This window comes from Acidisoma sp. 7E03 (assembly GCF_054665075.1).
Genome location: NZ_BAAFHE010000026.1, coordinates 1 through 21,183, shown reverse-complemented (window position 1 = coordinate 21,183; position 21,183 = coordinate 1). Strand labels below are relative to the sequence as shown.

Genomic DNA, 21,183 nt, shown 5'->3' with positions numbered 1-21,183 from the left:
GCGTGCCGGCATTGGTGAAGCTGCCGGTTGGCTCGATGTCCATCTCGATGCCGCCGCTCACCGCGATCAGCCCGTTGTTGACGAGGCTCGTGGGCCCGATCGCAAAGCTGCCGGAACTCGCATCGGCGAGGATCGTGCCCGCGTTGATCAGCGTGCCATTGCCGGTGATCATGTCGACGGAGGTGCTGGCGGCAGCTTCCACCACCGCATTGGCGCCAAGCGTCAGCGTGCCTTCGGTATCCAGCGTGTCGATGCCGGCCGCACTGCCCAGCACCACCGTTGCCGCGTCGAAGGTCTCTGTGTCGTTGAATTGCAGCGTGGCGGCCGCGCCATCCACCGTGATCGTGCCGGGGCTCGTGCCGTCGGCCGCCAGTGCCATCAGACCGCCCTGCACCACCACCGTATCCGAACCAACGATCTCCATGGCGCCGACGATGGTATCACCCTCGTAGAGGCCATTCGCCGAAGACAGCGTGCCGCCGGAGAGCACCAGCGTCGCATCCGCAATCGTCCCAGCGTTCAGCAGAGTGCCAGAGTCCAGAGAGACGGTGCCGCCGCTCAGCAGACCATCGATCTCGAGCGTCGCATTGGCATCATCGAGCAGAATGCCGGAAGTGGCAGCCGTCTCGCCCGCGGCAAGGGTGACGGTGATCGTGCCGTCGCCGCTGATCGTTGCATTATCCCCGCTACCGGGCACTTGCGCGGGCGTCCAATCGCTCGCCTCGGTCCAATCACCGGAGACGCCATTCCAGGTAACATTTGTCATGCTGAGTTCCCGCGCGAGGGGCGAGCAACATTCCCCGGGAACGGTCGCCCCTGGGATGCCTTCGCCATCAGAAATATCCGTTGCGGTCTCATTAACAGGCGCTGCCACCCCTTCGTGCGGCAGTTTGGTTAACATTTTTCAATCAGGCGGAAAGGCAGAGAGGCGGCCGAAAAGGCGGGTCAGCGCACCTCGACGAAGAGGCGGCGAGCGGTGCGCAGCGCTTCCGCCTGATAGGCGGCGTTCAGATCCCGGGAATGCGAATGGTAATCACCAATCGCCGGCAGGAGCGCGCCACCGGTCTCGCTCAGATAGTGCCGCATGATCAGCCCAGCGGCCGCGATGTTGAAGCATGGTTCATCAGTCATGCGGCGCCGCGTCTCTGTCTCGGAGAGACCCGCCTGCGCCGCCAAGGCCGGCACCCACAGCGTGTTCACCTGCATGACACCGAGATCGGCCGTGCCATTGCTGTCCATGCGCACCATGCCGACAGCCCCGCCCTCCATCGCCTGTAATACGGGCAGCACACGCGGCGGCAATCCCAGAGTCGAGGCGACAACAAGCATGCATTTCAGATAAGGAATTGGCATCGCTTCGGTGTCAGGTGAGGTTCCGCAATGGCAAGCCCGATGCTATAGCTCCGCCCCGCGGATAGATCGGCACGAAATGATGAACGACACAAAACTGTCACACGAGATCAGCGACGTTTCAAAGCGGCGTCAGGGCGAAGCAGGTTTTACGCTGCTCGAACTCCTGGTCGTCATCGTCATCCTCGGCCTGCTCATCGGCTTCGTCGCCCCGGCCGTGCTGCGCCAACTGGGGCATGCAAAAGACTCGGTGGCCAAGCAATCCATCGAACAGATTGGCTCCGTGCTGGATCTCTACAAACTGGACGTCGGCGACTATCCGAATACGCAGGATGGTCTGCAGGCGCTGATCACCAAGCCGGACGACGCCGACAACTGGTCCGGCCCCTACTTGAAGAGCGATTCCCTGCCCCGCGACCCTTGGGGCCATCCCTATTTCTACCAGACACCCTCGACCCGCCAGGGCCTGTCCTATGACCTCTGCTCCTACGGCAGTTCCGGAAAGAGCGGACAACCGGGCGACCCCGGCTTGATCTGCAATCACTGAGCGTCGGTGAGCGCCAGGATGCGATAGGGCTGCTTGGCAAGGTCTCCCGGCAGAGAGACGACGGCGCGGCGGCGCACCAGGCTGGGCCCCGGCCCCCGCGCAACCGCGATGATGGCGATGACGGGAAAGTTGCCCTCGAACTGGCCGCTTTGCGCGCCCGCCTGCCCGGCGCGACGCAGGGCGTCACGCACCAAGGGCGGGGCGAGCGCCGCATCCGGATCGCCCGATTGATCGAGGCTGAGAACGGGCGTGATCGTGGCAAGCAGCGCCGGCGTCATGCCGAGGACGAAGCGGAGTTCGCTGAGATCGGCGAAGGGCTGGCCGGGTGGGGCAAAGGGGAGCCCCGCCCGGCGATAGGCGGCGGTGCGTGCCTCCGCTTCGGCCTTCGTCGCGGGCTTGCTGCGCCAAGCCGTCACCGCTTGCGCGAGCGTCCTGGCCTGCTCGGCCGCCAGCCCCGCGGATTGAAAAAGCCCAGCCAATAGGCCCGTCGATGCCAAGTTCGGATTGATGCTGCTGGCAAGGCTCCGCGCCTCCACCGTCACCCGCGCCGTGCCGATCGCGATCTCATGCGCTGATCCGTCGGGCGACCAGGCGCCGCCATGGCCGAGGAGATGATAGATCGCCTCGGCGATGGCACCATCGGCCGCAGCACGGTCGGTCGCCGCCGCCCGCACCTCCCCCGCCAAAAGCGTCGCGCTGCGCCCGGCGGAGAGGAGTTCGCTCAGAATGAGGGAGAGAAGTGCGAGACTCCACAGCACGATGAGCAGCGCGAAGCCGCCCTCGCGCCGCCGCTTCATTCACCGAGCCGCGCGCGCAGCCGGGCCGTCGGGTCGGCCGAACCCGCAATCGGGGTGAGTTGCAGGCTGCTGTCCACCTGCGCCGCATTCGGCAACTGCTGTTGCATGTCCGCCGTAAGATCCAGCGCCTGCTGCTGCGTGCGGATGACGTGCGGCGTGATCAGCACAAGCAACTCCTCCCGCGTGCGCTTGTTGGTCTGCGAACCGAAGAGCGCGCCGAGCAGCGGCACGTCCTTCAGACCAGGCAGGCCCTGGTTGGAGTGCGAATCATTGTCCGAGATGAGACCGGCGAGGCCGATCGTCTGCCCGTCCTGAATGGCGACGCGCGAGGTGACACTGCGTTCCGTGAAGGTCGGTGAGTTGAGCCCCGTCGTGGTGATGGTGGGCGAAACGCCGCTCACCTCCTGGCCGATGTCCATCACCACCAGCCCGTCGCTGCCGACATGCGGGGTGACGCGCAGAATGATGCCGGTGTCGCGGTATTCGACGGAATTGATGACCTGGGCGTTGGAGGTCTCGGTGCTTTGCGAGGTTTGCGTCAGATAGGGCACCACGTCACCCACCTGCAGGCTGGCAGCCTGCCCGTCCAGCACCATCAGCTCCGGTGAGGAGAGCACGCGCACCTTGGTCACAGCCTGCAGGGCCGAAATGGCGATGGGCGCGGCGTCGGCCCCATTGCCGGAGAGAACGAAGCCGGGGAAGCTCGTCGCCAGCGCGGAGGTCGAGGCAGTGCTGAGCACGGCGTTGATGTCGCCCGATTTGAAGAAGAACTGCGTGCCGTATTGCAGCTGTCCCGTCAGATCCACTTCGGCGATGGTGGCGTCGATCCGCACCTGCAGGGGCTGGATGTCGAGCTTGGCCAGCATGGCGGTGATCTCGTCATCCTCGGCGGCCGTGGCATAGACGAGCAGCGCATTGTTCTGCAGATCGGGGATGATGCGCGGCTCGTCGGCATTGGTGCTGCCGCTGGTCGCCGAGAGCGGCCCGAGCAGGGCGCTGGCGCCGGCGGTCGCCGTCTGCGCCGTCTTGCTGCCGCCAGACTGATCACTGCCGCTCTGGCTCGTCGTCGTACCGCTGCTGCCGAGACCGGAGCTGCTGGAGCTGCTCGTGCTGCTGCTGGTCCCCGAACTGCCGCTGTTCATGCTGCTGTCATTGCTCTGCACGGCAGCGGGGGTGGGTTGGGCCGTCACGTTGTCCGGCGTCAGCGCCTGCTGCAGCAGATAGGCGGCATCATTGGCGCGGGAGTTGCGGAGGTAGAAGATGTGCCAGCTGCGCACCGTCGCAAGCTGGTTCTGGCTGAGTACGCGCTCGAGCCGGGCGGCATCGGCGAGCAGGCCCGGAGAACGCGCCACCACGAGCACGGCGCTGATGCGCTGCAAGGGAACGACGGAGACGGCATCAGGTCCCTTGCCCTGCCCCTGATGGCCGAGCGCCGTCGTCATCGCATCGGCAAACTCCTTCGCATTGCCGCTCGGCACCGGGTAGAGCGCGTAGGACTGGCCCGCGAGTTCGTTGGTGTCGAAGGCTTGTACCAGCCCGCTCAGGGCGTCGCGCGTTGCCGGGTCTCCCTGAATGATGAGCGCATTGCCATCGGGCGCCACGCGGATGGCGCCACCCTTAGCGACGAAAGGCTGCAGCACGGCGGCGAGCTGCGTGCCGTTGGCATAGTGCAGCGGCACGACGACGGCATTGCCGAGCCCGGCGCCACCGGCCTGGTCGGCCGTCATCACGCGATAGAGTCCGTCCGTCTGCACCAGCACCGCCTTGTTCTGGGCGAGCAGGGTCTGCAGCGTCGGCAGCAGCTGCGCGCGGGTCAACGGCGTCACCGTATGCAGGGTCACGGTGCCCGTCACCGACGGGTCGATGGTGTAATTGACCTTGAGGATATTGCCGAGGATTTGGGCGACGACGGTGCGCAGGTCGGTCTCGGCAAAGTCGAAGGAGATGTCACCCGCGCTTCCCTCGGTGACACCGCCACCCATACCGGCATCGGTGCCGCCTGCAGCCGGCGCCGCCACGCCGTAGCTCACGCTCGGGCGCGGGCGGCTGAGCGGCGCGATGCTGCCGTCGATCCGCGCATTCGCGGTGGTCAGGCCCACGGGACCCGGCGGCACGGCCAAGGCGGACGGTAGCGCGGGCTGGCTCGCCTCCGGATGGGTGCAGGCGGCGAGCGCGAGCAGCGCCGTGAGGGAGAGAGTGGTCGGGCGGCGGATCATCAGTTCTCGTTGTCGTAATCTGCGGCGGAAGGAGTAGGCGGGGGTGCCGCGGGGGCTGCGGCCGGCGTGACCGCCGTTGGAAATTGCGGATGCAGGGTCACCCGCCCGGATGCGCCGGCGAGTTCCACGGCATCGCTCGAAATGTGCAGGATGGCGTAGCCGCCGAGCACGCCGCCTTCGGGAAGGATGCGGGGCTTCTCGCCCGCGCCGCCGCCCGCGAAGATGGCGCTGCGTGCCCCCCCGGCGATGATGATGGCCGTGAGCCTCGCGAGGCCGGGGGTGGGGGCCCCGCTCTGCTGCGGACGGCGATCGGGGTTGAAGAGCGGCCGCTCGCGCGCGATGTCGGCCCAGCGCTGCGCGGGTGGCATCCGTGCCGCCGCGTCCTCGCCCCCTTGGGGCAGATGGCCGAAGCCAAGGGGCGCAGAGGCGCCGGGCGGCTCCAGCCATTCGGCGACCAGCGCGAGCCCCAGCGCAAGAGCCAGCCCAGGCAGGACGAGGGAGCGGCCGCCAGTCATGGTGCCCCTCCCGCGCGAAAGCCCGTGACGGAGAGATCCGCCTGCAACAGGCGGGGCGCGCCGCTGCCCGGCACGCTCGCCAGGTTGAGGTTGATGCTGTCGACGATCATCCGCGGCTCCGCCGTCTCCACGGCGCTCAGGAAGGCGAGCAGCACCGGCCAGGGTGCCGTCAGGCTGACCTGCGCGGTGATGAGGCGGAGCGCCTGCGCGGCTCGCGCCGGCTGCATGCCGATGCTGTCAAGGCTGGTGCCGGCGCGCGCCGCCAGCGCCTGCAGGGCCGATTGCAGATTGGCACCGGCGATGGCATCGCTATCCCCCGCGAGCAGCAGACGCGCCGTGCCGTCGCCAGCGCCCAGACGGGCGACGGCACGGCGTAGTGCCGGCACCTCGTGCTCCAGCCCTGCCATCCGGGCCGCGACCGCCTGCTTGCGCAGCAGCGTCTCCTGCCGCGCGGCGTACCAGGAGAGCAGCGGCGCCGCGAGGGCAAGCCAGAGCACACCGGCGGCGAGGATGGTGATGCCCAGGGCGAGCCACTGGCCACGGCGACCCTCGGGCAGGGAGAGCGCTGCCGTCCTCATTCGCCGAGCTTCGCATGCAGCGAGAACTGATCAGTCCGGTTGTCGGCGCTTCGCGTTACCGGGGCCGTGAAACTCGGCCCATGAAATTGCGGCAGTGCTGCGAGCAGGCCGATCAGCCGCGCCGCATTGTCGGACTGCCCGTCGATCGTGAGATCCCCGCCGCGGAGAGAGAGATCGCTCAGCCAGGTGCCGTCCGGCAAAGCCTGGGTGAGCAGGGCGAGGACTTGCAGCGCATCGCCGGCGCGCTGCGCCTCGGCAATCGCGCTGCGGCTGGACCGGGTCATGGCGATCTGGCGGCGCAGCGCCTCCCCCTGATGCGCCGCCGCCACATGGGCGGCGATGGCACGATCGGCCGCCTCCAGCGCTGCCTGCTGGCGCAGGAAGGGCACCAGGATGCAGGCCAGAGCCAGCGTGCCGCACACCCAGCCCCAAAGCGAGCGCGGAAGCCGGCGGCGCGGCCGCCCAGCCACGAGGGAGATGATGCCACTACCGGCCTCGATCCCCTCCGGCACCAGGGAGAGCCGTGCCAGCGCCGCGAGCACCGGCTCTACCTGTGCGCGCAGCACCAGGGAGAGGCGCAGGCTCACCGTCTCCCGCGCGCGATCCGGCATAATGTCGGAGAGGCCCCAAAGGATATCCTCGGCACGAAAAGGCGTCAGCCGGTTGATCTCGAAGGCGACGACGCTCGGGAGATCGCGTGCGACCGCGAGTGGCAGCGAGACGTCCCGGCTGAGCACCGTGCCTTCGGGCAGGCGAAGCAGAAGCGGCAGCCGATCCCGGGATCGCTTCGGCAGAGCCGCGAGCGGCTGCACCACGGTCTCGGCGCCTGCGCGGCGCAGGCGAAGCTCGCCGGCGAGCGCTGCAGGATTCGCATCGTGCAGGGTCAGGATGCGGGCATCGGGCAGCGCCGTCGTTCCTTGCGCACCTTGCAGAAGCGCACGCATCTGCGCCGTCCACCATGCGAAGACGTCAGTCAGGACCGGCAGGATCGAAGAGGGGCTGGGCAAGCCCATGGCGTACATGCGGTGTGCCTAGTGACTAGCCGCGCCGAAGAACAATGAAGGTTTCAAGTCATCCGCCCAGCCTCAGCCCCCTTGCGGATCGGGTGCGATGACGAGATCCGGCCAGTCGCGGCCTGGTGTCGCGATATGAAGACGCAACAAAAGCGGCGGCACTTCCTGCGCCCAGCGGGTATTCCAGGCAGGAGCTTGGCGAGGAGCCGCGCCGTAGTAGGAGAGGACGAGCGCGGTGACGTTGCGGGCCAGCACCTCGCGCCGCGGGGGCGGCAGCGGCCTGAGCGGCGGCCCGGGCGGATGCTGACGGTAGAGCAGCAAAAGCTCACCCCCCGCGCCGAGGCGGATGGTGGCGTCGGCCAGACCGCCCCCCACGCCAGCGCCGGGCGGCAGGCGCGTGGTGAAAGCGAGGCCCGCGGCCTCACCTTGCAGACTGCCGGGCACCGCCTCCGACACCAGGCGGCTCAGCGCCGCATCGAGGGCCGCGAGATTGGCGGGTGCGAGGCCGCGCGCACCACTCGCGGTGAAGGCCGCGAGGCCGAAGCGCAGGCCCTGAGCCACGCCGAGCATCACGAGCCCGAAGACGACGAGCGCCACGAGCATTTCGAGCAGGGTGTAGCCAGCCTCGCGCCCCTTCATCGCGCCGGCGGCCCCAGCCGTTCCGTCACCAGCACGACCGCGCGATCACCGAAGCGCTCCACCACGCGCACGGCATAGAGACCGAGAGTCCCCGCAGACCCCTGCTGCGCGATGGTGACCTGCCAATGAAAACCGCCGCCGTCGTCTCCGCTCATGCTTTCGCTCTGCAGCGCCGTCAGCGTGCCGAGGGAGGCGAGGCGCGATTGCGCGCGCACCACCGCCTCCTGGTAACGCGCGGCAGTGGCACTCGCCGCTGCACCGCCCAGCGCGCCGCGATAGAGCAGCACGCTGGCGAGGGCGAGGATGACGAAGGCGACGAGCACTTCCAGAAGGGTGAAGCCGCCCTCGCCGGCCCTGCCCCGCCGCTCAGCGCGCGCCATCGATGTCCACCCGGCCAGTCAGCCAGTCCGCATGCACCGCGGCCGACAGCCCCGCCCCTGCCAGCAGCACGGTGCCGCCGCTGGACGCGCCATCCGGCGTGAAGACGATGCCGCCCACGGACGGCTGCTCCACTACCGTCAGCCAGGGCGCCAAGCGCGGCAGAGCGAGAGAGACGGGTGCGCCGCCCACCATGGCGGCGCCGCGCGCCAAGCGCATGGCGCGCGCCACCTCGCGCGCCGCCGCCTGGAGTTCCAACCGATGGCTCTGCGGCCGGGTGACCCCCGCGAGCACCGCGAGCACGATGCCCATCACCGCGACCGTCACCAGCATTTCCAGCAGGGTGAAGCCGGCTTGCGCGTTACTGCGCGATGTCATTGAGGCTCAGCATGGCGAGGAGCAGCGAAGAGATGATGCCAGCGACCGCTGCTCCCATGAAAATGGTGATGGCGGGCACGGCGAGCGCCACCAGCCGCTGCAGCGCGAGGCGGGTGCGTTCCTCCATCATCTCCGCCCCGCGCAGCGCGAGCGGCCCGAGTTGTGCCGTCTCCTCCCCCAGCCGTAGCAGATGCAGCAGGCGCGAGGGAAAGAGACCGGCCGATTCGAGGCTGCGCGTCATGCCCTGACCGCCCTTGGCCATCTCTGCGGCCGAGCGCACTGCGCGCCGTGCCGCGGCATTGCCGAGCACATCCTCCGTGACCGCAAGCGCGGCGAGCAGCGGCACGCCGTTGACGAGCAGCATGCCGAGGGTGCGGGCGAAGCGCGCGGCGACGATCTCGCGCGCGACGGGGCCGATCATCGGCAGGCGCAGCAGCAGCCGATCGGCCGCAAGGCGTGGGCCTGGGCGGGTCAGCGCACGGTTGACGAGGAGGGCGAGGAGGGCGACGGCGAGAAGGCCGTAGAGCCCATAGGCACCCACCGCATGGCCGAGGCCGAGCAGGAAGGCGGTGGAGGCTGGCAGGGCCACGCCATTCTCTGCGAAGAGCGGGACGAATTGCGGCAGCACCTGGGTGAGCAGGAGGACGATAGAGCCGCCCGCCGCCACCAGCAGCACCGCGGGATAGATCATCGCCGATTGCAGGCTGGCCGCGAGGCTGCGCTGCCGCTCCAAGAGATCGGCGAGGCGTGCCAGCGTGCCCGCGAGATCGCCGCCCGCTTCGCCTGCGCGCACGAGGCCGATGCAGAGGCGCGGAAAGCTTTTCGGCTCGCGTTGCAAAGCAGCTGCGAGCGGCGCGCCGTTGCGTACGGCATCATGCACCCGGCGCATTACGCTTGCCACGCGGCGGTTCGGCGCCTCGTTCACCACCAGGCGCAGCGCGGCGTCGAGATCCTGCCCGGCCCCGAGCAGGCTTGCGAGTTCGCGCATCACCTCGGCGAGATCCCCGCGACGCAAGGCCGCGGCACTGCCCAGGCTGAAGCCGCCGCCGCGCGCCGGCGCAAGCCCCACCACCATCGCGCCGCGCTTCTGCAGCTGCGCTGCCGCCTCCTCGGCGCTCGCCGCTTCGATCTCCCCGCGGTCGAGCACGCCGCCGTTGAGCACGCGATACCGGTAGAGCGTCATTCACCCTCCGCGCGCACCGCGCGCAGGATTTCCTCGACCGTGGTCTCCCCACGGGCGACCGCTTCCATACCGGTCTGCAGCATGGTCTTCATGCCCTCGGCGATCGCCGCGCGTTCGATCGCCGCCTGGTCGGCGCGGGCAAAGAGCAGCCGCTCGATCTCGGGCGATGGCGTGAGAAACTCGGCGATCGCCTGCCGCCCCCGATAGCCGGTGTTGCGGCAGGCGGGGCAACCGCAGGCGCGGAAGACGGTGGTCGCGCCAAGCCTGAATCGCTGCATGAGGCCGGGCGGTGCTTCCACCGGCTGCTTGCAGGCATCACAGAGCCGCCGTACCAAGCGTTGCGCCTGCACGCCGCGCAGCACCGCCGCCAGAAGGTAATCCTCCATTCCCATGTCGCGCAGCCGGGTGATGGCGGCGGCGGCGGAATTGGTATGCAGCGTCGAGAGCACGCGATGCCCGGTCAAAGCCGCGCGGGCCGCGATCTCCGCGGTCTCGAGATCGCGGATCTCGCCCACCATGATGATGTCCGGATCGAGCCGGACGATGGACCGCAGCAGGGCCGCGAAGCCCAGGTTGATCTGCGGCTTCACCTGCATCTGGGAAATGCCCGGCAACTGATATTCGATCGGGTCCTCGACGGTGATGATCTTGCTTTCGACTGCGTTGAGCGACAGCAGCGCGGTATAGAGCGTCGTGGTCTTGCCGGAACCGGTGGGGCCCGTGACCAGCACGATGCCGTTGGGCGCGGCAAGCGCCGCCTTCATCCGCTCGATGACCTGACGGTCATGCCCCTGGGCCGCGAAATCGAAGGAGACGGCGCTGCGGTCCAGCACGCGCAACACCAGGATCTCGCCATGCAGGCTGGGTGCGGTTGCGACGCGGAAGACCACTTCCTGGCCGCGCACGGCGATGCGGATGCGCCCATCCTGCGGCAGCCGCCGTTCCGCGATGTCGAGCTTCGCCAAAATTTTGAGCCGCGAGATGATGGCCGGTGCCAGCCGCGCCGGATGCGTCTCCGCCTCCTGCAAATCGCCATCGTAGCGGTAGCGAATCCGCAGCCGGTCCTCGAAAGGTTCGATATGGATGTCGGAGGCCATGCTCTCCACCGCGCGGGCGATGAGTTGGCTCACCAGGCGGACCACGGGCGCCTCGCTCGCGAGGTCTTTCAGCCGTTCGGTATCGTCCTCGGATCCGGCCGCCTCACTCGCCCCCTCCACCGGTGGCGCCTCTTCGTCTGGATAGAGCCGCGCGAGCGCCGCCTCCAATTCGATGGGTACGGCGACCGCCGCCCGCACGGCATGGCCGGTGGCGAGGCCGATGGCCGCAGCCGCGAAGCGGTCGAAGGGATTGGCCATGGCAAGCATCAGTCGCGGCGGCTTGCCCGGCGCCTCGGGTGGCAGGAGGCGCAAGGGCAGCACGTGGGAGGCGCGCAGGAATCGGGGCTGTAGCCGCTCGGCGAGCAGGGGTTCCGCGGGGTAATCCTCCTCCCGCACCAGTTCGAGACCGAGGACGGCGCACCAGCCCTGCGCCAATTCGCGCTCCGGCACCAGACCGAGCTTGACCAGCGCCTGCACGGCGTCGATCCCGGCCTCCCGTGCGCCGGCGCGGGCGCGCGCCGCGGCCGCCCCGTCGCAGACACCAGCCGCGACCAGCAGGCCCAGCGCCGTATCCGCGTCAGGATGCGAAAATTCGATCATCGCAGCGGCGAAGTCACCAAGAGGGCCGGCATCGCCGCCTAATGAGGCCGGCGCAGACACCGCATCAAGTGACAGAATGATGTCGCTTTTGACGGCTGCACCGCTGGGGCCGCGACGGTCGAATCTTGCGGTGAGGTCGCCTCATCATGACGGAAGGTTAATTGGTCATCAACGCGTCACACGCGAAGGAGCGCGTCTGTCCTAGGAAGCCGGCAGCTGTTCTCTCGGCACCTCCACAACAGGTACAGGTCCATGTCGCTTCGCAAGACCCTTCTCAGCGCGACCGTCTGCGCGCCCTCGCTGCTGTTCCTGCCGCTCGGCGGCGCTTTCGCCCAAAGCACGACCGGCGCCACCGCCCCGGCCTCGATCAGCGCCACGGCCAATGCCGCCGATGCTTTCACGACCGCAACGCCGATCAAGCATCTCATCGTCATCTATGACGAGAACGTCTCTTTCGACCATTACTTCGCTACCTACCCGACGGCGACCAACCCAAGCGGCGAGCCGCGCTTCACCGCGCGCGGCGGCACGCCGCAGGCGAACAACCTGGTGTCCGCCAATCTGCTGACCAACAATCCGAACGACACGAACACCGCGAACGGCACGAATGCGGCGAACCCCTTCCGCCTCGACCGCACGCAGGCGTCGACCGCCGACCAGAACCACGCCTATACGGCCGAGCAGCAGGCCTATGACGGCGGCAAGATGGACCTCTTCCCGACCTACACCGGCTCTGCCAGCGCCGGCGGCGCCGGTGCCTTCGGCACCAAGGGCCAGGTCATGGGCTACTACGACGGCAACACCGTCACTGCGCTCTGGAACTACGCCCAGTATTTCGCGATGAACGACAACTCCTTCAGCAACACCTTCGGCCCCTCCACGCCGGGTGCGCTCGAAGCCATCTCCGGCCAGACCGACGGCATGCAGATCGTCGCGAGCACGAAGACCTCCTACTACGTCAACAACACCATCAACGGTGTCGTTGACCATACGATGATCAACGACGTCGATCCCGCTTACGACGTCTGCTCCAGCACGACGAACTCCGCGATGATGACCGGCAAGAACATCGGCGATCTGCTGAACGCCGCCGGCATCACCTGGGGCGGCTTCATGGGCGGCTTCAACCTGGGCCTGACCAACGCGAACGGCACCACCGGTTGCGCGCGCAGCACGGCCTCGGCCGTCGTGAACGAGACGGTGACGGACTACATTCCGCACCACAACTGGTTCATGTATTACGCGACCACCGCCAACCCGACGCATGCACGCCCGGCGACGCTCGCCGACGTCGGCTACACCTTCCAGCACAGCGGCAAGGCCGATCCGGCGAACCACGAGTACGACCTCAACGACTTCTACTCCGCCGTTGGCGCCGGCAACTTCCCCGCCGTCTCCTACATCAAGATGCCGGCCTATCAGGACAGCCATGCGGGCTATTCCGACCCGCTGGACGAGCAGCAGGGCGTGGTCAAGCTGATCAACTTCGTGCAGCAGCAGCCCGACTGGAAGAACACCGCCATCATCATCGCCTGGGACGACTCCGACGGCTGGTATGACCATGCCTTCGGCGCCACCACCAGCAGCTCCTACGACAAGACTGCCGATCAGCTGAACGGCGCCGGCGTCTGCGGCACCGGAACGGCGCCGAACGGCCTCGCCGGTCAGCCGGTCAACGGCCGCTGCGGCCCCGGCACGCGCCTGCCCTTCATCGTGATCTCGCCCTATGCCCGCGTGAACTACATCGACCACACCCTGACCAGCCAGGCCTCCATCGTCAGCTTCATCGAAGACAACTGGCTGAACGGCGCCCGGATCGGCGGCGGCTCCTTCGACGCGCAGGACCAGTCGATCCTCGGCATGTTCGACTTCACCGGTACGGCGCACACGAAGACGCTGCTGCTGAACCCGACCACCGGCACCGTCGTCTCCTACACCCACTCCTGATCCGATCCTCCGACCCCCAAGGCTTGCCGAACCGATGTCCAAGCGTCTCGTCTCTCTCCTCGCGCTGATCGCGGCGCTTGGCATCATCGGCGCCCTGGCTTTCTTCGTTGTAACGACACCCGTTCCAGCCGCGACCTGGGTGACCGACCCGGTCGCGGCCTTCAAGATCGCGGAGGGGGCCAACCCCTCCCCGGTCACCTTGCGCCGCCCCGAAGCCCAGCCTCTCTCGAGCATGGGGCAGCTCGGGCAGGCCATCTTCTACGACACCAGCCTGTCCAGTTCCGGCAAACTCGCCTGTGCCAGCTGCCATGAACCCAACCATTTCTACGGCCCCGGCTCGGCCCTGCCCGCGGTGATGGGCGGCCCCGACCTGCAGCGCCAGGGCGTGCGCGCGGTCCCGAGCCTCGCCTATCTCGACACTGAACCCAATTTCAGCATCGGCCCCGATCCGGCCGGCGACAATGACGCGGCAACACCGCTGCCGCAACTTGCCGCGCAATCCTCTGCCACTGCGCGCGCGACGAAGACCGCGCAGAGCACGGCGCAGAGTGCCGCGAACATCGTGCCGCAGGGCGGCCTCTTCTGGGATGGCCGCGCCGATACGCTGCAGATCCAGGCCGAAGGACCGCTGCTCAATCCGCTCGAGATGGACGGCGGCAGCACGGCGCGGATCGCCGCCAAGCTGCGGGCCGCGCCCTACGCCCATCTCTTCACCGAACTCTTCGGCCCGGCCATTCTCCAGGACTCCAAGATGCTGATGTCGGAGGCGCTCTTCGCCGTCGCCCGCTATCAGATCGAGGAGCCGAGCTTCCATCCCTATACGAGCAAGTATGACGCCTGGCTGGAAGGGCGCGCCCGGCTGAGCCGTGCCGAGATGCGGGGCTATATCCTGTTCAACGACGCGACGAAGGGGGACTGCGCCGCCTGCCACCTGTCGCAGCCTTCGGCCGACGGTCAGCCGCCGCTGTTCACCGACCACCAGTTCGAAGCGCTCGGCGTGCCGCGCAACCCGCATCTTCTGGCCAACGCCGATCCTGCCTATTTCGACGAAGGCATCTGCGGGCCGTACCGGACCGACCTCGCCAAACAGACGCAGCTCTGCGGTATGTTCCTGACGCCCACGCTGCGCAACGCGGCGACGCGCCAGGTCTTCTTTCACAACGGCGTCTACCACAGCCTGCAGCAGGTGCTGGACTTCTACAATTTCCGCGACACCGACCCCGGCCGGCTCTATCCGCACGCGGCGGACGGCAGCGTGCGCAAGTTCGACGACCTGCCGCGTCAATACTGGGCGAACATCGACACTTCCGATCCGCCGCTCGACCGGCATCTGGGTGACACGCCGGCGATGACCGCGCAGGACGAGCGCGACATCATCGCTTTCCTCGGCACGCTGACGGACGGGTACGAAAAGCTTCCGCCGGCGCCGCCGCAGCCTTGAGGGCCGCGCCTTGCCGGTTGCCCCACCGCCCGCTCTCGTCCTCCTTCTGTTTGGCGCCATCACCGGCAGCCTGGTCGGTGTCCTGATCCGGCGGCTGCCCGTCGGACGCCGGGTGATGATCGCGCGTTCCTCCTGCGATCATTGCGGGTACATTCTGCGACCGCGTGATTTGGTGCCGCTGCTGAGCTTCCTGGCGCTGCGCGGCCGCTGCCGCAGTTGCGGCAGCGGCATCGGCTGGTTCCACCCGACCGTGGAACTTGCGGCCATCGCCATCGCCGGCAGCGCCCTCCTCGCCGATGGTCCAGGATGGACGGCCTGGATCGATGCTGCCCTCGGCTGGGCTCTGCTCTGTGCCGCCTGGATCGACGCCGAGACCTTTCGGCTGCCCGACGTGATCACCCTGCCCCTGGTGCTCGCGGGCCTCGCGGTGACATTGCACGAGCAGCCGGATGCGGTGACTGCGCATGCCCTGGCCGCGGCCCTCGGCTACGGTGCCTTCCGGTTGCTCGATGCGCTCTACCATGCCCTGCGGAGTCACCATGGCCTCGGTCAGGGAGACGCCAAGCTGCTGGCCGCGGCCGGCGCCTGGCTCGGTCTCACCGCGCTGCCCGATGTCGTTCTGCTGGCCGGCATTCTCGGCCTTGCCCAGGCAAGCCTTCTGATCGTCCTGCGCCGTCAGGCCGCCTCGGCTGCCTTCGCCTTCGGCCCCACCCTTGCTCTGGCCTTCTTCGTCGTGCGCCTTCTGCAGAACTGAGAGCGCGCGCCGCCTCAATAGGCGCTGTCCAGCCCGTCGAGAAAAGCCTCCGCCTCGTGCAGGATTTCCTGCTGCCGCACCTTGGGCCAGCCGGCCAGCGTGCGGTAGGGCATCGCCAGCCGCGGATTGCCGGACAGCCTCTCCTTCTGGCGGATGAGAAAAGCCCAGTAGAGATAGTTGAAGGGGCAAGCGCCGGGCCCACTCTTCTGCTTCACGTCATAGGCGCAGCCGCGACAGAAATCCGACATCCGGTTGATATAGGCGCCAGACGCCGCATAGGGCTTGGAGGCCATCTGCCCGCCATCCGCGAAGACCGCCATGCCAAGCGTATTCGGCATCTCCACCCACTCGTAGGCATCGGCATAGACGGCGAGGTACCAGCGCTCGATCTGCCGCGGATCGACGCCGGCGAGCAGCGCGAAATTGCCGGTCACCATCAGCCGCTGGATGTGATGGGAATAGGCATGTTGCGCGGTCATGCCGACCACCTGCCGCAGACAGCGCATCTTGGTCTCGCCCGTCCAGTAGAAGGCGGGCAAGGGGCGCGTCGCCTGCAGGGCGTTGCGCTCCGCATAGTCCGGCATCAGCGTCCAATAGACGCCGCGCACATATTCCCGCCAGCCGAGAATCTGGCGGATGAACCCCTCCACGGCATTGAGCGGTGCTGCGCCCGCCTGCCACGCGGCCTCGGCCGCCGCGCAGATCTCCCGCGGCGACAGCAGGCCGAGATTCAAGGCGGGCGACAGCAGGGCGTGGAACAAGAAGGGCGCGTCCGCCTTCATCGCATCCTGATAGTCGCCGAAATGCGGCAGGCCGTGCGCGATGAAATCCTCCAGCGCGGTCTTTGCGTCCGCGCGCGTCACCGGCCAGTCGAACCCCTCCAGCGCCCCGAAATTCTGGGCAAAGCGCTGCTCCACCAGCGTCATCACCGCGCGCGTCGTCTCGTCTGGCGGAAAGCGCCGGCGGTTCGGCGGGCGGGTGCGCGCCGGCAGGCTCTTGCGGTTCTCCTGGTCGTAATTCCAGGCACCGCCGGCCGGCCCCTCACCGTCCATGAGAAAGCCGCTTTCGCGCCGCATCTCGCGGTAGAAATGCTCCATGCGCCAGGTCCGCCGGCCTTCGGCCCAGGCAGCGAAGCGCGACCGGCTGGCGAAGAAGCGACCATCGGCACGAATCTCGACCGGCAGGTCGAGCGTCGATGGCCAGCCCTCGGCCATGTCCAGCACGCGCCATTCCGAGGGCTCCGTCACCACGATGCGGCGGGGCTTGTGTCGCGCGACGGCGCGCTTCAGCTCGGTGGTGAAGCTGCCGGTATTCTCCTCCGCATCGAGCGTGACGTAATCGACCGCAACACCCCGTTTGCGGAGCGCTGCCGCGAAATGCCGCATCGCCGCCAGCACCAGCACGATCTTCTGCTTGTGATGCGGCACATAGGTGGTTTCCTCCGCCACCTCCATCATCAGAACCACGTCACCGCGCGGATCGAGATCCTCGAGCGCGGAGAGGTCCTCCGACAGCTGATCGCCGAGGACGAGCCTGAGCGTGGTCATGGAGCCACCGCCTTGGGCGGCGCGGCGGGCCGGCGCGCATCCCCACGGCAGCGATCCGAGCAGAACTTCACCGCCTCCCAGTCCCGCGCCCATTTGCGACGCCATGCGAAGGGCCGGCCACACGCCGCGCAGAGTTTGGTCGGAAGATCGGCCTTGCGGCGCATCTTGGGCATGGGGCTCACCACGGCACCGGCTGACCGCGCCAATCGAAGAAGCCGCCCGTCGACCCTGCTGTCAATTGACCGAGCACCCAGAGCAGATGCCTTGCCGCGACTATGGGCTGATGCACCTCGAGCCCGGTGGTGGTGAAGGGTGCGGAGAGGCCGGTCGCGACCGTGCCCGGATGCAGGGCCACGCACAGCGCCTCCGGCGATCGGCGAGCGAGTTCCACCGCCGCGGTGCGCACCAGTTGATTGAGCGCCGCTTTGGAGGCGCGATAGGCGTACCAGCCGCCCAGGTGGTTGTCGCCGATGCTGCCGACACGCGCGGAGAGCGTTGCGAAGGCCGCTTTGCCGCTGCGCGGCAGCCGCGGCAGCACATGCTTCATGATCAGCGCCGGGCCTGTCGCGTTCAGCGCGAAGGCCCGCGCGAGGGCGGACGGATCAAGGTCGCGCCAGCTCTTCTCCGGCTGCTGGTCTGCATCGTGGAGGAAGCCCGTGGCGTCGATCACCAAACGCAGCGTCCCCCGCTCCTCCGCAAAGGCGGCTGCGGCCGCCAGGCTCGCCTCATCGTCCAGATTGATGGCGGGCTTCGTCCGTCGCCCGAACGCAAGGACGTGGGCGAAGCGGCCCGTTGCCCGCAGGGCCTCGGTCGTGGCGAAGCCGATGCCGCCGCCCGCACCGAAGACCACGGCCACACCGCCCTCGGGAAAGGACGCGAGAATCCTGTCCTCCATCCTCTCGGCCTCTCTGTCCCCGCGCTCCACCACCGACACGTCTCCCGCAATCACGGGCTTGGCCCGGCCCTCGTCCCTCCTCTTACGGCCGGGGTGCCAGAGCGGATCAATGCGGGCGCACCAGGGCCCGTAATGGCGCGATCCGGCGCCGCAGACTGCTGGCCCTTCACCCGTTCCAGGTAAGCCGTGCACATGAGGATGAGTTGCGCGCGGACGGCATGGGCATCGGCCGGGGCAAGATCGCGCTCGAAAACATGGCGGACCGCCCCGAAGATTGTGGAGAGCAAGGTGAGCTGGACCTGCGCGAGGTCAGGGAACGTGGCATCCGCCGCACTGGCCAGCATGGCCGCCGTCGCCGCATCCACACGGCTGGCGAAACCGGCGATGAGCGCCTCGTTGTCCAGCTCCGCCACCGAGCGGTAGAGCGCCCGCGTGACCTCCGGCCGCTCCGTCTTCGCATCCCAACAGGTGGTGACGAGCGACTCCACCATCGCGGCGATGGGGCCGCCCGCTGCGCGCGGCAGGTGGCCTCGACCTTGCCGGCGAGACTGCCGAGGTAGCGCTCGTTCAGAGCATAGAACAGCGCCTGTTTGTGCGGAAAATATTGATACAGCGTGCCCACCGAAACGCCTGCGCGCTCCGCAACCCGCGTCGTCGTCAGACGATGCGGCCCCTCGGCCACCAAAACCTGAAGGGTCGCCTCAAAGATCGCATCCACCGTCGCGGCCGCACGCGCCTGACGCGGCGTTTTACGCGGGCTCAGGCGCGGTGGCCGCTGTGCTGCCATAAGCGAATCCTCAAACCGAACGATCCTTCATATTTTGGCGGTCGCTCGAAGAACGCCAAGGGGAGAAAGATGGCTGAAACCGAACGCATTGCGCTCGTCACCGGCAGCAACAAGGGAGTCGGTCTGGAAATCGCCCGGCAACTGGCGGAGGCCGGCGTCTTCGTTCTGATCGGCGCGCGGGACCCTTCCCGCGGAGCGGCTGCGGCCGCCGATCTCGCAGCGGGCAGTCTGCAGGCTCACTCGCTTCCGCTCGATGTCACGAGCCCCGCGAGCATCGCGGCGGCGGCCGCGCGGATCCGCACGGCATACGGCAGGCTCGACATCCTGGTGAACAACGCCGGCATCGTGGATGCCGAGGACGGGCCGCCGAGCACCGCCGCACCCGATGCCGCCCGCCGCATCATGGAGACGAACTTCATCGGCACGCTGGCCGTGACCCAGGCGATGCTGCCCTTGCTGCTGGCCGCGCAGGCGGCGCGCATCGTCAACCTGTCCAGCTCCCTCGGGTCGCTCACCCTGAATGGCGATCCGGCCTCGCCCTACTACGCCGCTCGGCTGATCGGCTACAACGCCTCAAAGGCGGCGCTGAACATGCTGACCGTGCAGCTTGCCGCAGAACTGCGCGGAACGCCCCATGTGGTCAACGCGGTCCGCCCCGGCTACGTCAAGACGGACTTGACCGGTCACCGCGGCTTCATGACGCCGGAGGAGGGCGCGAGGCTGCCCGTCCACTACGCCTTGCTTGGGCAGGACGCGGTATCCGGATGCTTCGTGGAGCCAGGCGGCGCCACGCCCTGGTAGGCGGCGCTCAGGCTCAGGCTCATCGCAAGGATCGAGCCGGAGCCTTTCGTCACGCTTCGCGGTGCCGTCAGACCGCGCGGGTCTTCTTGCCGGCGATGCCAGCCACCTGAGCCGCCAGACGCTCGCGGATGCGCTGCACTTCCGGCCCCGTCACCTTCAGCGGTGCGCAGCCCAGCACGTCCCAGGCGACATGCGAGAAATCGGCGTGCAGGACGACCGGCAGGCCGCCATTTTCGAACATCGCGCGGCCGCCACTGTCGAGATAGCTCTCCGTCGGCAGGCCTTCGGACAGCAGCACCTCATGCTGCGCCAGCTCGACGTGGAAATACTCCACCGTCTTGGCGGCGTCCTCCACGCGGATCGCCACGCCATCCACGAGGTATTTGACCGGCACCAGTACGCTTTCGGCGAAGATGGCGTGGTCCGGCGACAGCAGCAGATCGCGCGCCGGCATCCGTGCGCCGAAGGCGCCCCGGCGCACGCGCACCGGACGCACCTTTTCCGGCGCAGGATGGCGGCTGATGTCGACCGCGCGCCGGCCGATCCAGCGGATCGGGCTCGTCCGGCGCTCGCCATCCGTCACCGTCACCACCGCGTCGCCGATCTGCAGATCCTCGACCGCCACCTCGCCCCGTAGGGTCAGAATGCGCGTGCCGGCGACGAAGCAGGGCAGGACGTCGGTCGACAGAATGATATCGCCATTCGCATCCGTCGTCGTGGAGAAGTCACCGGCGGTGTAGCTACCCTCGACCTTGATGGTCGCGGTGGTGACGATTGCCTGGCCAAGCGCCGTGCTGGTCTCGGTGAAGGTCAGCACGCCATCGGCATAGCTTTCGCTGGCTCCCGCGAAGCCTGCGAGCACGATGGAGTCGCCAGCCTGGAAGCCGCTGACGCTCGCTGCGAAATCCGCAGCATCGTCCAGCACCAGGCTGCCGCTGCCGTTGAGGAAGCTGACCGTCTGGTCTGCCGTTGCCGCCGCACCCAGTTCCAGCGTGCCGCCATTGCTGATCTCGGTCACGCCGGCCGCGCCCTGCAGCACCGCATTCACCGTCAGACTGCCGCCGTCGAGCGCAATGGTGCCGGTGTTGGCGAAGGTGTCGGTGCTATTGACGGTCGCGGTGCTGCCGCTCGTGACACGCAGCGTGCCGGTATTGTCGAAGGCATCGAAGGTCTGGATGGCAAGGCTCGCCCCGCCGCCGACGACGAGCAGGCCGGCATTGGTGAAATCGGTGGTGCCGATCACCAGGCTGCCGGAGCTGGCCTCCGCGCTCACCGTGCCATCGTTGATGACGGTCCCGGCCCCGGTGATGGCGGCGGTCACGAAGCTCGACGTCGTCTGCAGCGTGGTGTCGCTGGTCAGCGTCAGCCCGCTATCGACCATCAGGGTCGTCACGTCCTGGGCATTGCCCATCGTGACCGTGGCATGGGCGATGGTCTCGCTATCGGCGACTTCCAGCGTCGCATCGTCTCCGGTGATCGACAGGGTGCCGCCGGCGCCACCGCCCAGGGCTTCAAGGGCAAAGCCGCTCTGCACCACCATGGTGGCGCCGTCACCGATGGCGAGGCTGCCCTGGATGGTGTCGTTCTGGAAAACGCTGCCGCTGCTCAGGCTCAGCGTGCCGCCATTCAGCACCAGCGTCGCGTTCTCGATCGTCCCGTCATTGTCGAGTTCCGAGAAGGCGCCGGTCGAGTCGAGCGAGAGGGTGTTGCCGCCAGCATC

The 21,183-nt window shown here is 68.0% G+C and carries 22 protein-coding genes and 1 pseudogene; 5 read left to right on the top strand and 18 right to left on the bottom strand.

Features of this window, described 5'->3' with window-relative positions:
* Both ACYQ6W_RS21850 and ACYQ6W_RS21845 read right to left on the bottom strand, forming a co-directional pair.
* On the bottom strand, positions 1 to 766 hold a 766-nt coding region (locus ACYQ6W_RS21850; protein ID WP_459678319.1), incomplete at its 3' end, for a hypothetical protein.
* A gap of 179 nt (positions 767 to 945) precedes the next feature.
* Positions 946 to 1,329 carry a lytic transglycosylase domain-containing protein gene (locus tag ACYQ6W_RS21845; protein WP_459678317.1) on the bottom strand — a complete coding sequence of 128 codons (384 nt, stop codon included), beginning with the start codon at positions 1,327 to 1,329 and terminating at the stop codon, positions 946 to 948.
* A 103-nt stretch (positions 1,330 to 1,432) separates the two neighbouring features.
* Here ACYQ6W_RS21845 and gspG point away from each other — a divergent pair, with 103 nt between their 5' ends.
* Positions 1,433 to 1,897, top strand: a complete 465-nt coding sequence (gene gspG / locus ACYQ6W_RS21840) for a type II secretion system major pseudopilin GspG (RefSeq protein ID WP_459678315.1) — start codon at positions 1,433 to 1,435, stop codon at positions 1,895 to 1,897.
* Here the strand turns inward: gspG and ACYQ6W_RS21835 are convergent.
* From ACYQ6W_RS21835 to ACYQ6W_RS21790, 10 genes are all read right to left on the bottom strand, one after another.
* Complete coding sequence (locus ACYQ6W_RS21835) at positions 1,891 to 2,694, bottom strand: hypothetical protein (protein WP_459678313.1); 804 nt, start codon at positions 2,692 to 2,694, stop codon at positions 1,891 to 1,893. The two genes, gspG and ACYQ6W_RS21835, sit on opposite strands and share 7 nt — an antisense overlap.
* Positions 2,691 to 4,910: a type II secretion system secretin GspD gene (gene gspD, locus ACYQ6W_RS21830; RefSeq protein WP_459678311.1), complete on the bottom strand. Its 2,220-nt coding sequence runs from the start codon at positions 4,908 to 4,910 to the stop codon at positions 2,691 to 2,693. Before gspD ends, ACYQ6W_RS21835 begins: the two co-directional genes overlap by 4 nt.
* Entirely contained in the window at positions 4,910 to 5,425 is a 516-nt protein-coding gene (locus ACYQ6W_RS21825) for a hypothetical protein (protein ID WP_459678309.1), read from the bottom strand. The genes gspD and ACYQ6W_RS21825 overlap by 1 nt, the downstream gene beginning before the upstream one ends.
* The gene (gene gspM / locus ACYQ6W_RS21820; protein ID WP_459678308.1) at positions 5,422 to 6,003 is read right to left on the bottom strand and encodes a type II secretion system protein GspM; all 582 of its coding nucleotides are present in this window, start codon (positions 6,001 to 6,003) and stop codon (positions 5,422 to 5,424) included. The genes ACYQ6W_RS21825 and gspM overlap by 4 nt, the downstream gene beginning before the upstream one ends.
* Positions 6,000 to 6,947: a PilN domain-containing protein gene (locus ACYQ6W_RS21815; RefSeq protein ID WP_459678306.1), complete on the bottom strand. Its 948-nt coding sequence runs from the start codon at positions 6,945 to 6,947 to the stop codon at positions 6,000 to 6,002. The genes gspM and ACYQ6W_RS21815 overlap by 4 nt, the downstream gene beginning before the upstream one ends.
* 141 nt (positions 6,948 to 7,088) lie before the next feature.
* Positions 7,089 to 7,655: a PulJ/GspJ family protein gene (locus ACYQ6W_RS21810; protein WP_459678304.1), complete on the bottom strand. Its 567-nt coding sequence runs from the start codon at positions 7,653 to 7,655 to the stop codon at positions 7,089 to 7,091.
* The gene (locus tag ACYQ6W_RS21805; protein WP_459678302.1) at positions 7,652 to 8,035 is read right to left on the bottom strand and encodes a type IV pilus modification PilV family protein; all 384 of its coding nucleotides are present in this window, start codon (positions 8,033 to 8,035) and stop codon (positions 7,652 to 7,654) included. The genes ACYQ6W_RS21810 and ACYQ6W_RS21805 overlap by 4 nt, the downstream gene beginning before the upstream one ends.
* Positions 8,022 to 8,411, bottom strand: a complete 390-nt coding sequence (locus ACYQ6W_RS21800) for a pilus assembly FimT family protein (RefSeq protein ID WP_459678300.1) — start codon at positions 8,409 to 8,411, stop codon at positions 8,022 to 8,024. The genes ACYQ6W_RS21805 and ACYQ6W_RS21800 overlap by 14 nt, the downstream gene beginning before the upstream one ends.
* Positions 8,395 to 9,594, bottom strand: a complete 1,200-nt coding sequence (locus ACYQ6W_RS21795; protein WP_459678299.1) for a type II secretion system F family protein — start codon at positions 9,592 to 9,594, stop codon at positions 8,395 to 8,397. The genes ACYQ6W_RS21800 and ACYQ6W_RS21795 overlap by 17 nt, the downstream gene beginning before the upstream one ends.
* Complete coding sequence (locus ACYQ6W_RS21790) at positions 9,591 to 11,291, bottom strand: GspE/PulE family protein (RefSeq protein ID WP_459678298.1); 1,701 nt, start codon at positions 11,289 to 11,291, stop codon at positions 9,591 to 9,593. Before ACYQ6W_RS21790 ends, ACYQ6W_RS21795 begins: the two co-directional genes overlap by 4 nt.
* A gap of 252 nt (positions 11,292 to 11,543) precedes the next feature.
* Here ACYQ6W_RS21790 and ACYQ6W_RS21785 point away from each other — a divergent pair, with 252 nt between their 5' ends.
* The 3 genes from ACYQ6W_RS21785 to ACYQ6W_RS21775 are packed head-to-tail and all read left to right on the top strand — an operon-like array spanning position 11,544 to position 15,433.
* A complete protein-coding gene (locus ACYQ6W_RS21785; protein ID WP_459678297.1) occupies positions 11,544 to 13,238 on the top strand; it encodes a phospholipase C in 1,695 nt (564 codons plus the stop codon).
* Between the two features lie 34 nt (positions 13,239 to 13,272).
* Positions 13,273 to 14,679: a cytochrome-c peroxidase gene (locus ACYQ6W_RS21780; protein ID WP_459678295.1), complete on the top strand. Its 1,407-nt coding sequence runs from the start codon at positions 13,273 to 13,275 to the stop codon at positions 14,677 to 14,679.
* Between the two features lie 10 nt (positions 14,680 to 14,689).
* Positions 14,690 to 15,433: a prepilin peptidase gene (locus tag ACYQ6W_RS21775; protein WP_459678294.1), complete on the top strand. Its 744-nt coding sequence runs from the start codon at positions 14,690 to 14,692 to the stop codon at positions 15,431 to 15,433.
* A gap of 14 nt (positions 15,434 to 15,447) precedes the next feature.
* Here the strand turns inward: ACYQ6W_RS21775 and ACYQ6W_RS21770 are convergent, their stop codons facing one another.
* The 5 genes and pseudogenes from ACYQ6W_RS21770 to ACYQ6W_RS21750 all read right to left on the bottom strand — a co-directional run.
* Positions 15,448 to 16,980 (bottom strand): cryptochrome/photolyase family protein, encoded by a 1,533-nt coding sequence (locus ACYQ6W_RS21770; RefSeq protein ID WP_459678292.1) that lies wholly within the window; start codon positions 16,978 to 16,980, stop codon positions 15,448 to 15,450.
* Positions 16,977 to 17,144, bottom strand: a complete 168-nt coding sequence (locus tag ACYQ6W_RS21765; RefSeq protein WP_459678321.1) for a DUF2256 domain-containing protein — start codon at positions 17,142 to 17,144, stop codon at positions 16,977 to 16,979. The genes ACYQ6W_RS21770 and ACYQ6W_RS21765 overlap by 4 nt, the downstream gene beginning before the upstream one ends.
* 14 nt (positions 17,145 to 17,158) lie before the next feature.
* Positions 17,159 to 17,875 (bottom strand): SDR family NAD(P)-dependent oxidoreductase, encoded by a 717-nt coding sequence (locus ACYQ6W_RS21760; protein WP_459678290.1) that lies wholly within the window; start codon positions 17,873 to 17,875, stop codon positions 17,159 to 17,161.
* Positions 17,876 to 17,925: 50 nt separating this feature from the next.
* Positions 17,926 to 18,366 (bottom strand): hypothetical protein, encoded by a 441-nt coding sequence (locus ACYQ6W_RS21755; protein WP_459678289.1) that lies wholly within the window; start codon positions 18,364 to 18,366, stop codon positions 17,926 to 17,928.
* Between the two features lie 140 nt (positions 18,367 to 18,506).
* Positions 18,507 to 18,662, bottom strand: a pseudogene (locus tag ACYQ6W_RS21750) (TetR/AcrR family transcriptional regulator); the annotation flags it as partial.
* A gap of 69 nt (positions 18,663 to 18,731) precedes the next feature.
* On the opposite strand from ACYQ6W_RS21750, the gene ACYQ6W_RS21745 reads away from it, so the two are divergent.
* Positions 18,732 to 19,463, top strand: coding sequence for an SDR family NAD(P)-dependent oxidoreductase (locus ACYQ6W_RS21745; RefSeq protein WP_459678288.1), 732 nt, complete (start codon positions 18,732 to 18,734; stop codon positions 19,461 to 19,463).
* A 67-nt stretch (positions 19,464 to 19,530) separates the two neighbouring features.
* On the opposite strand, the gene ACYQ6W_RS21740 is transcribed toward ACYQ6W_RS21745, so the two are convergent.
* On the bottom strand, positions 19,531 to 21,183 hold a 1,653-nt coding region (locus ACYQ6W_RS21740), incomplete at its 5' end, for a Hint domain-containing protein (protein WP_459678286.1).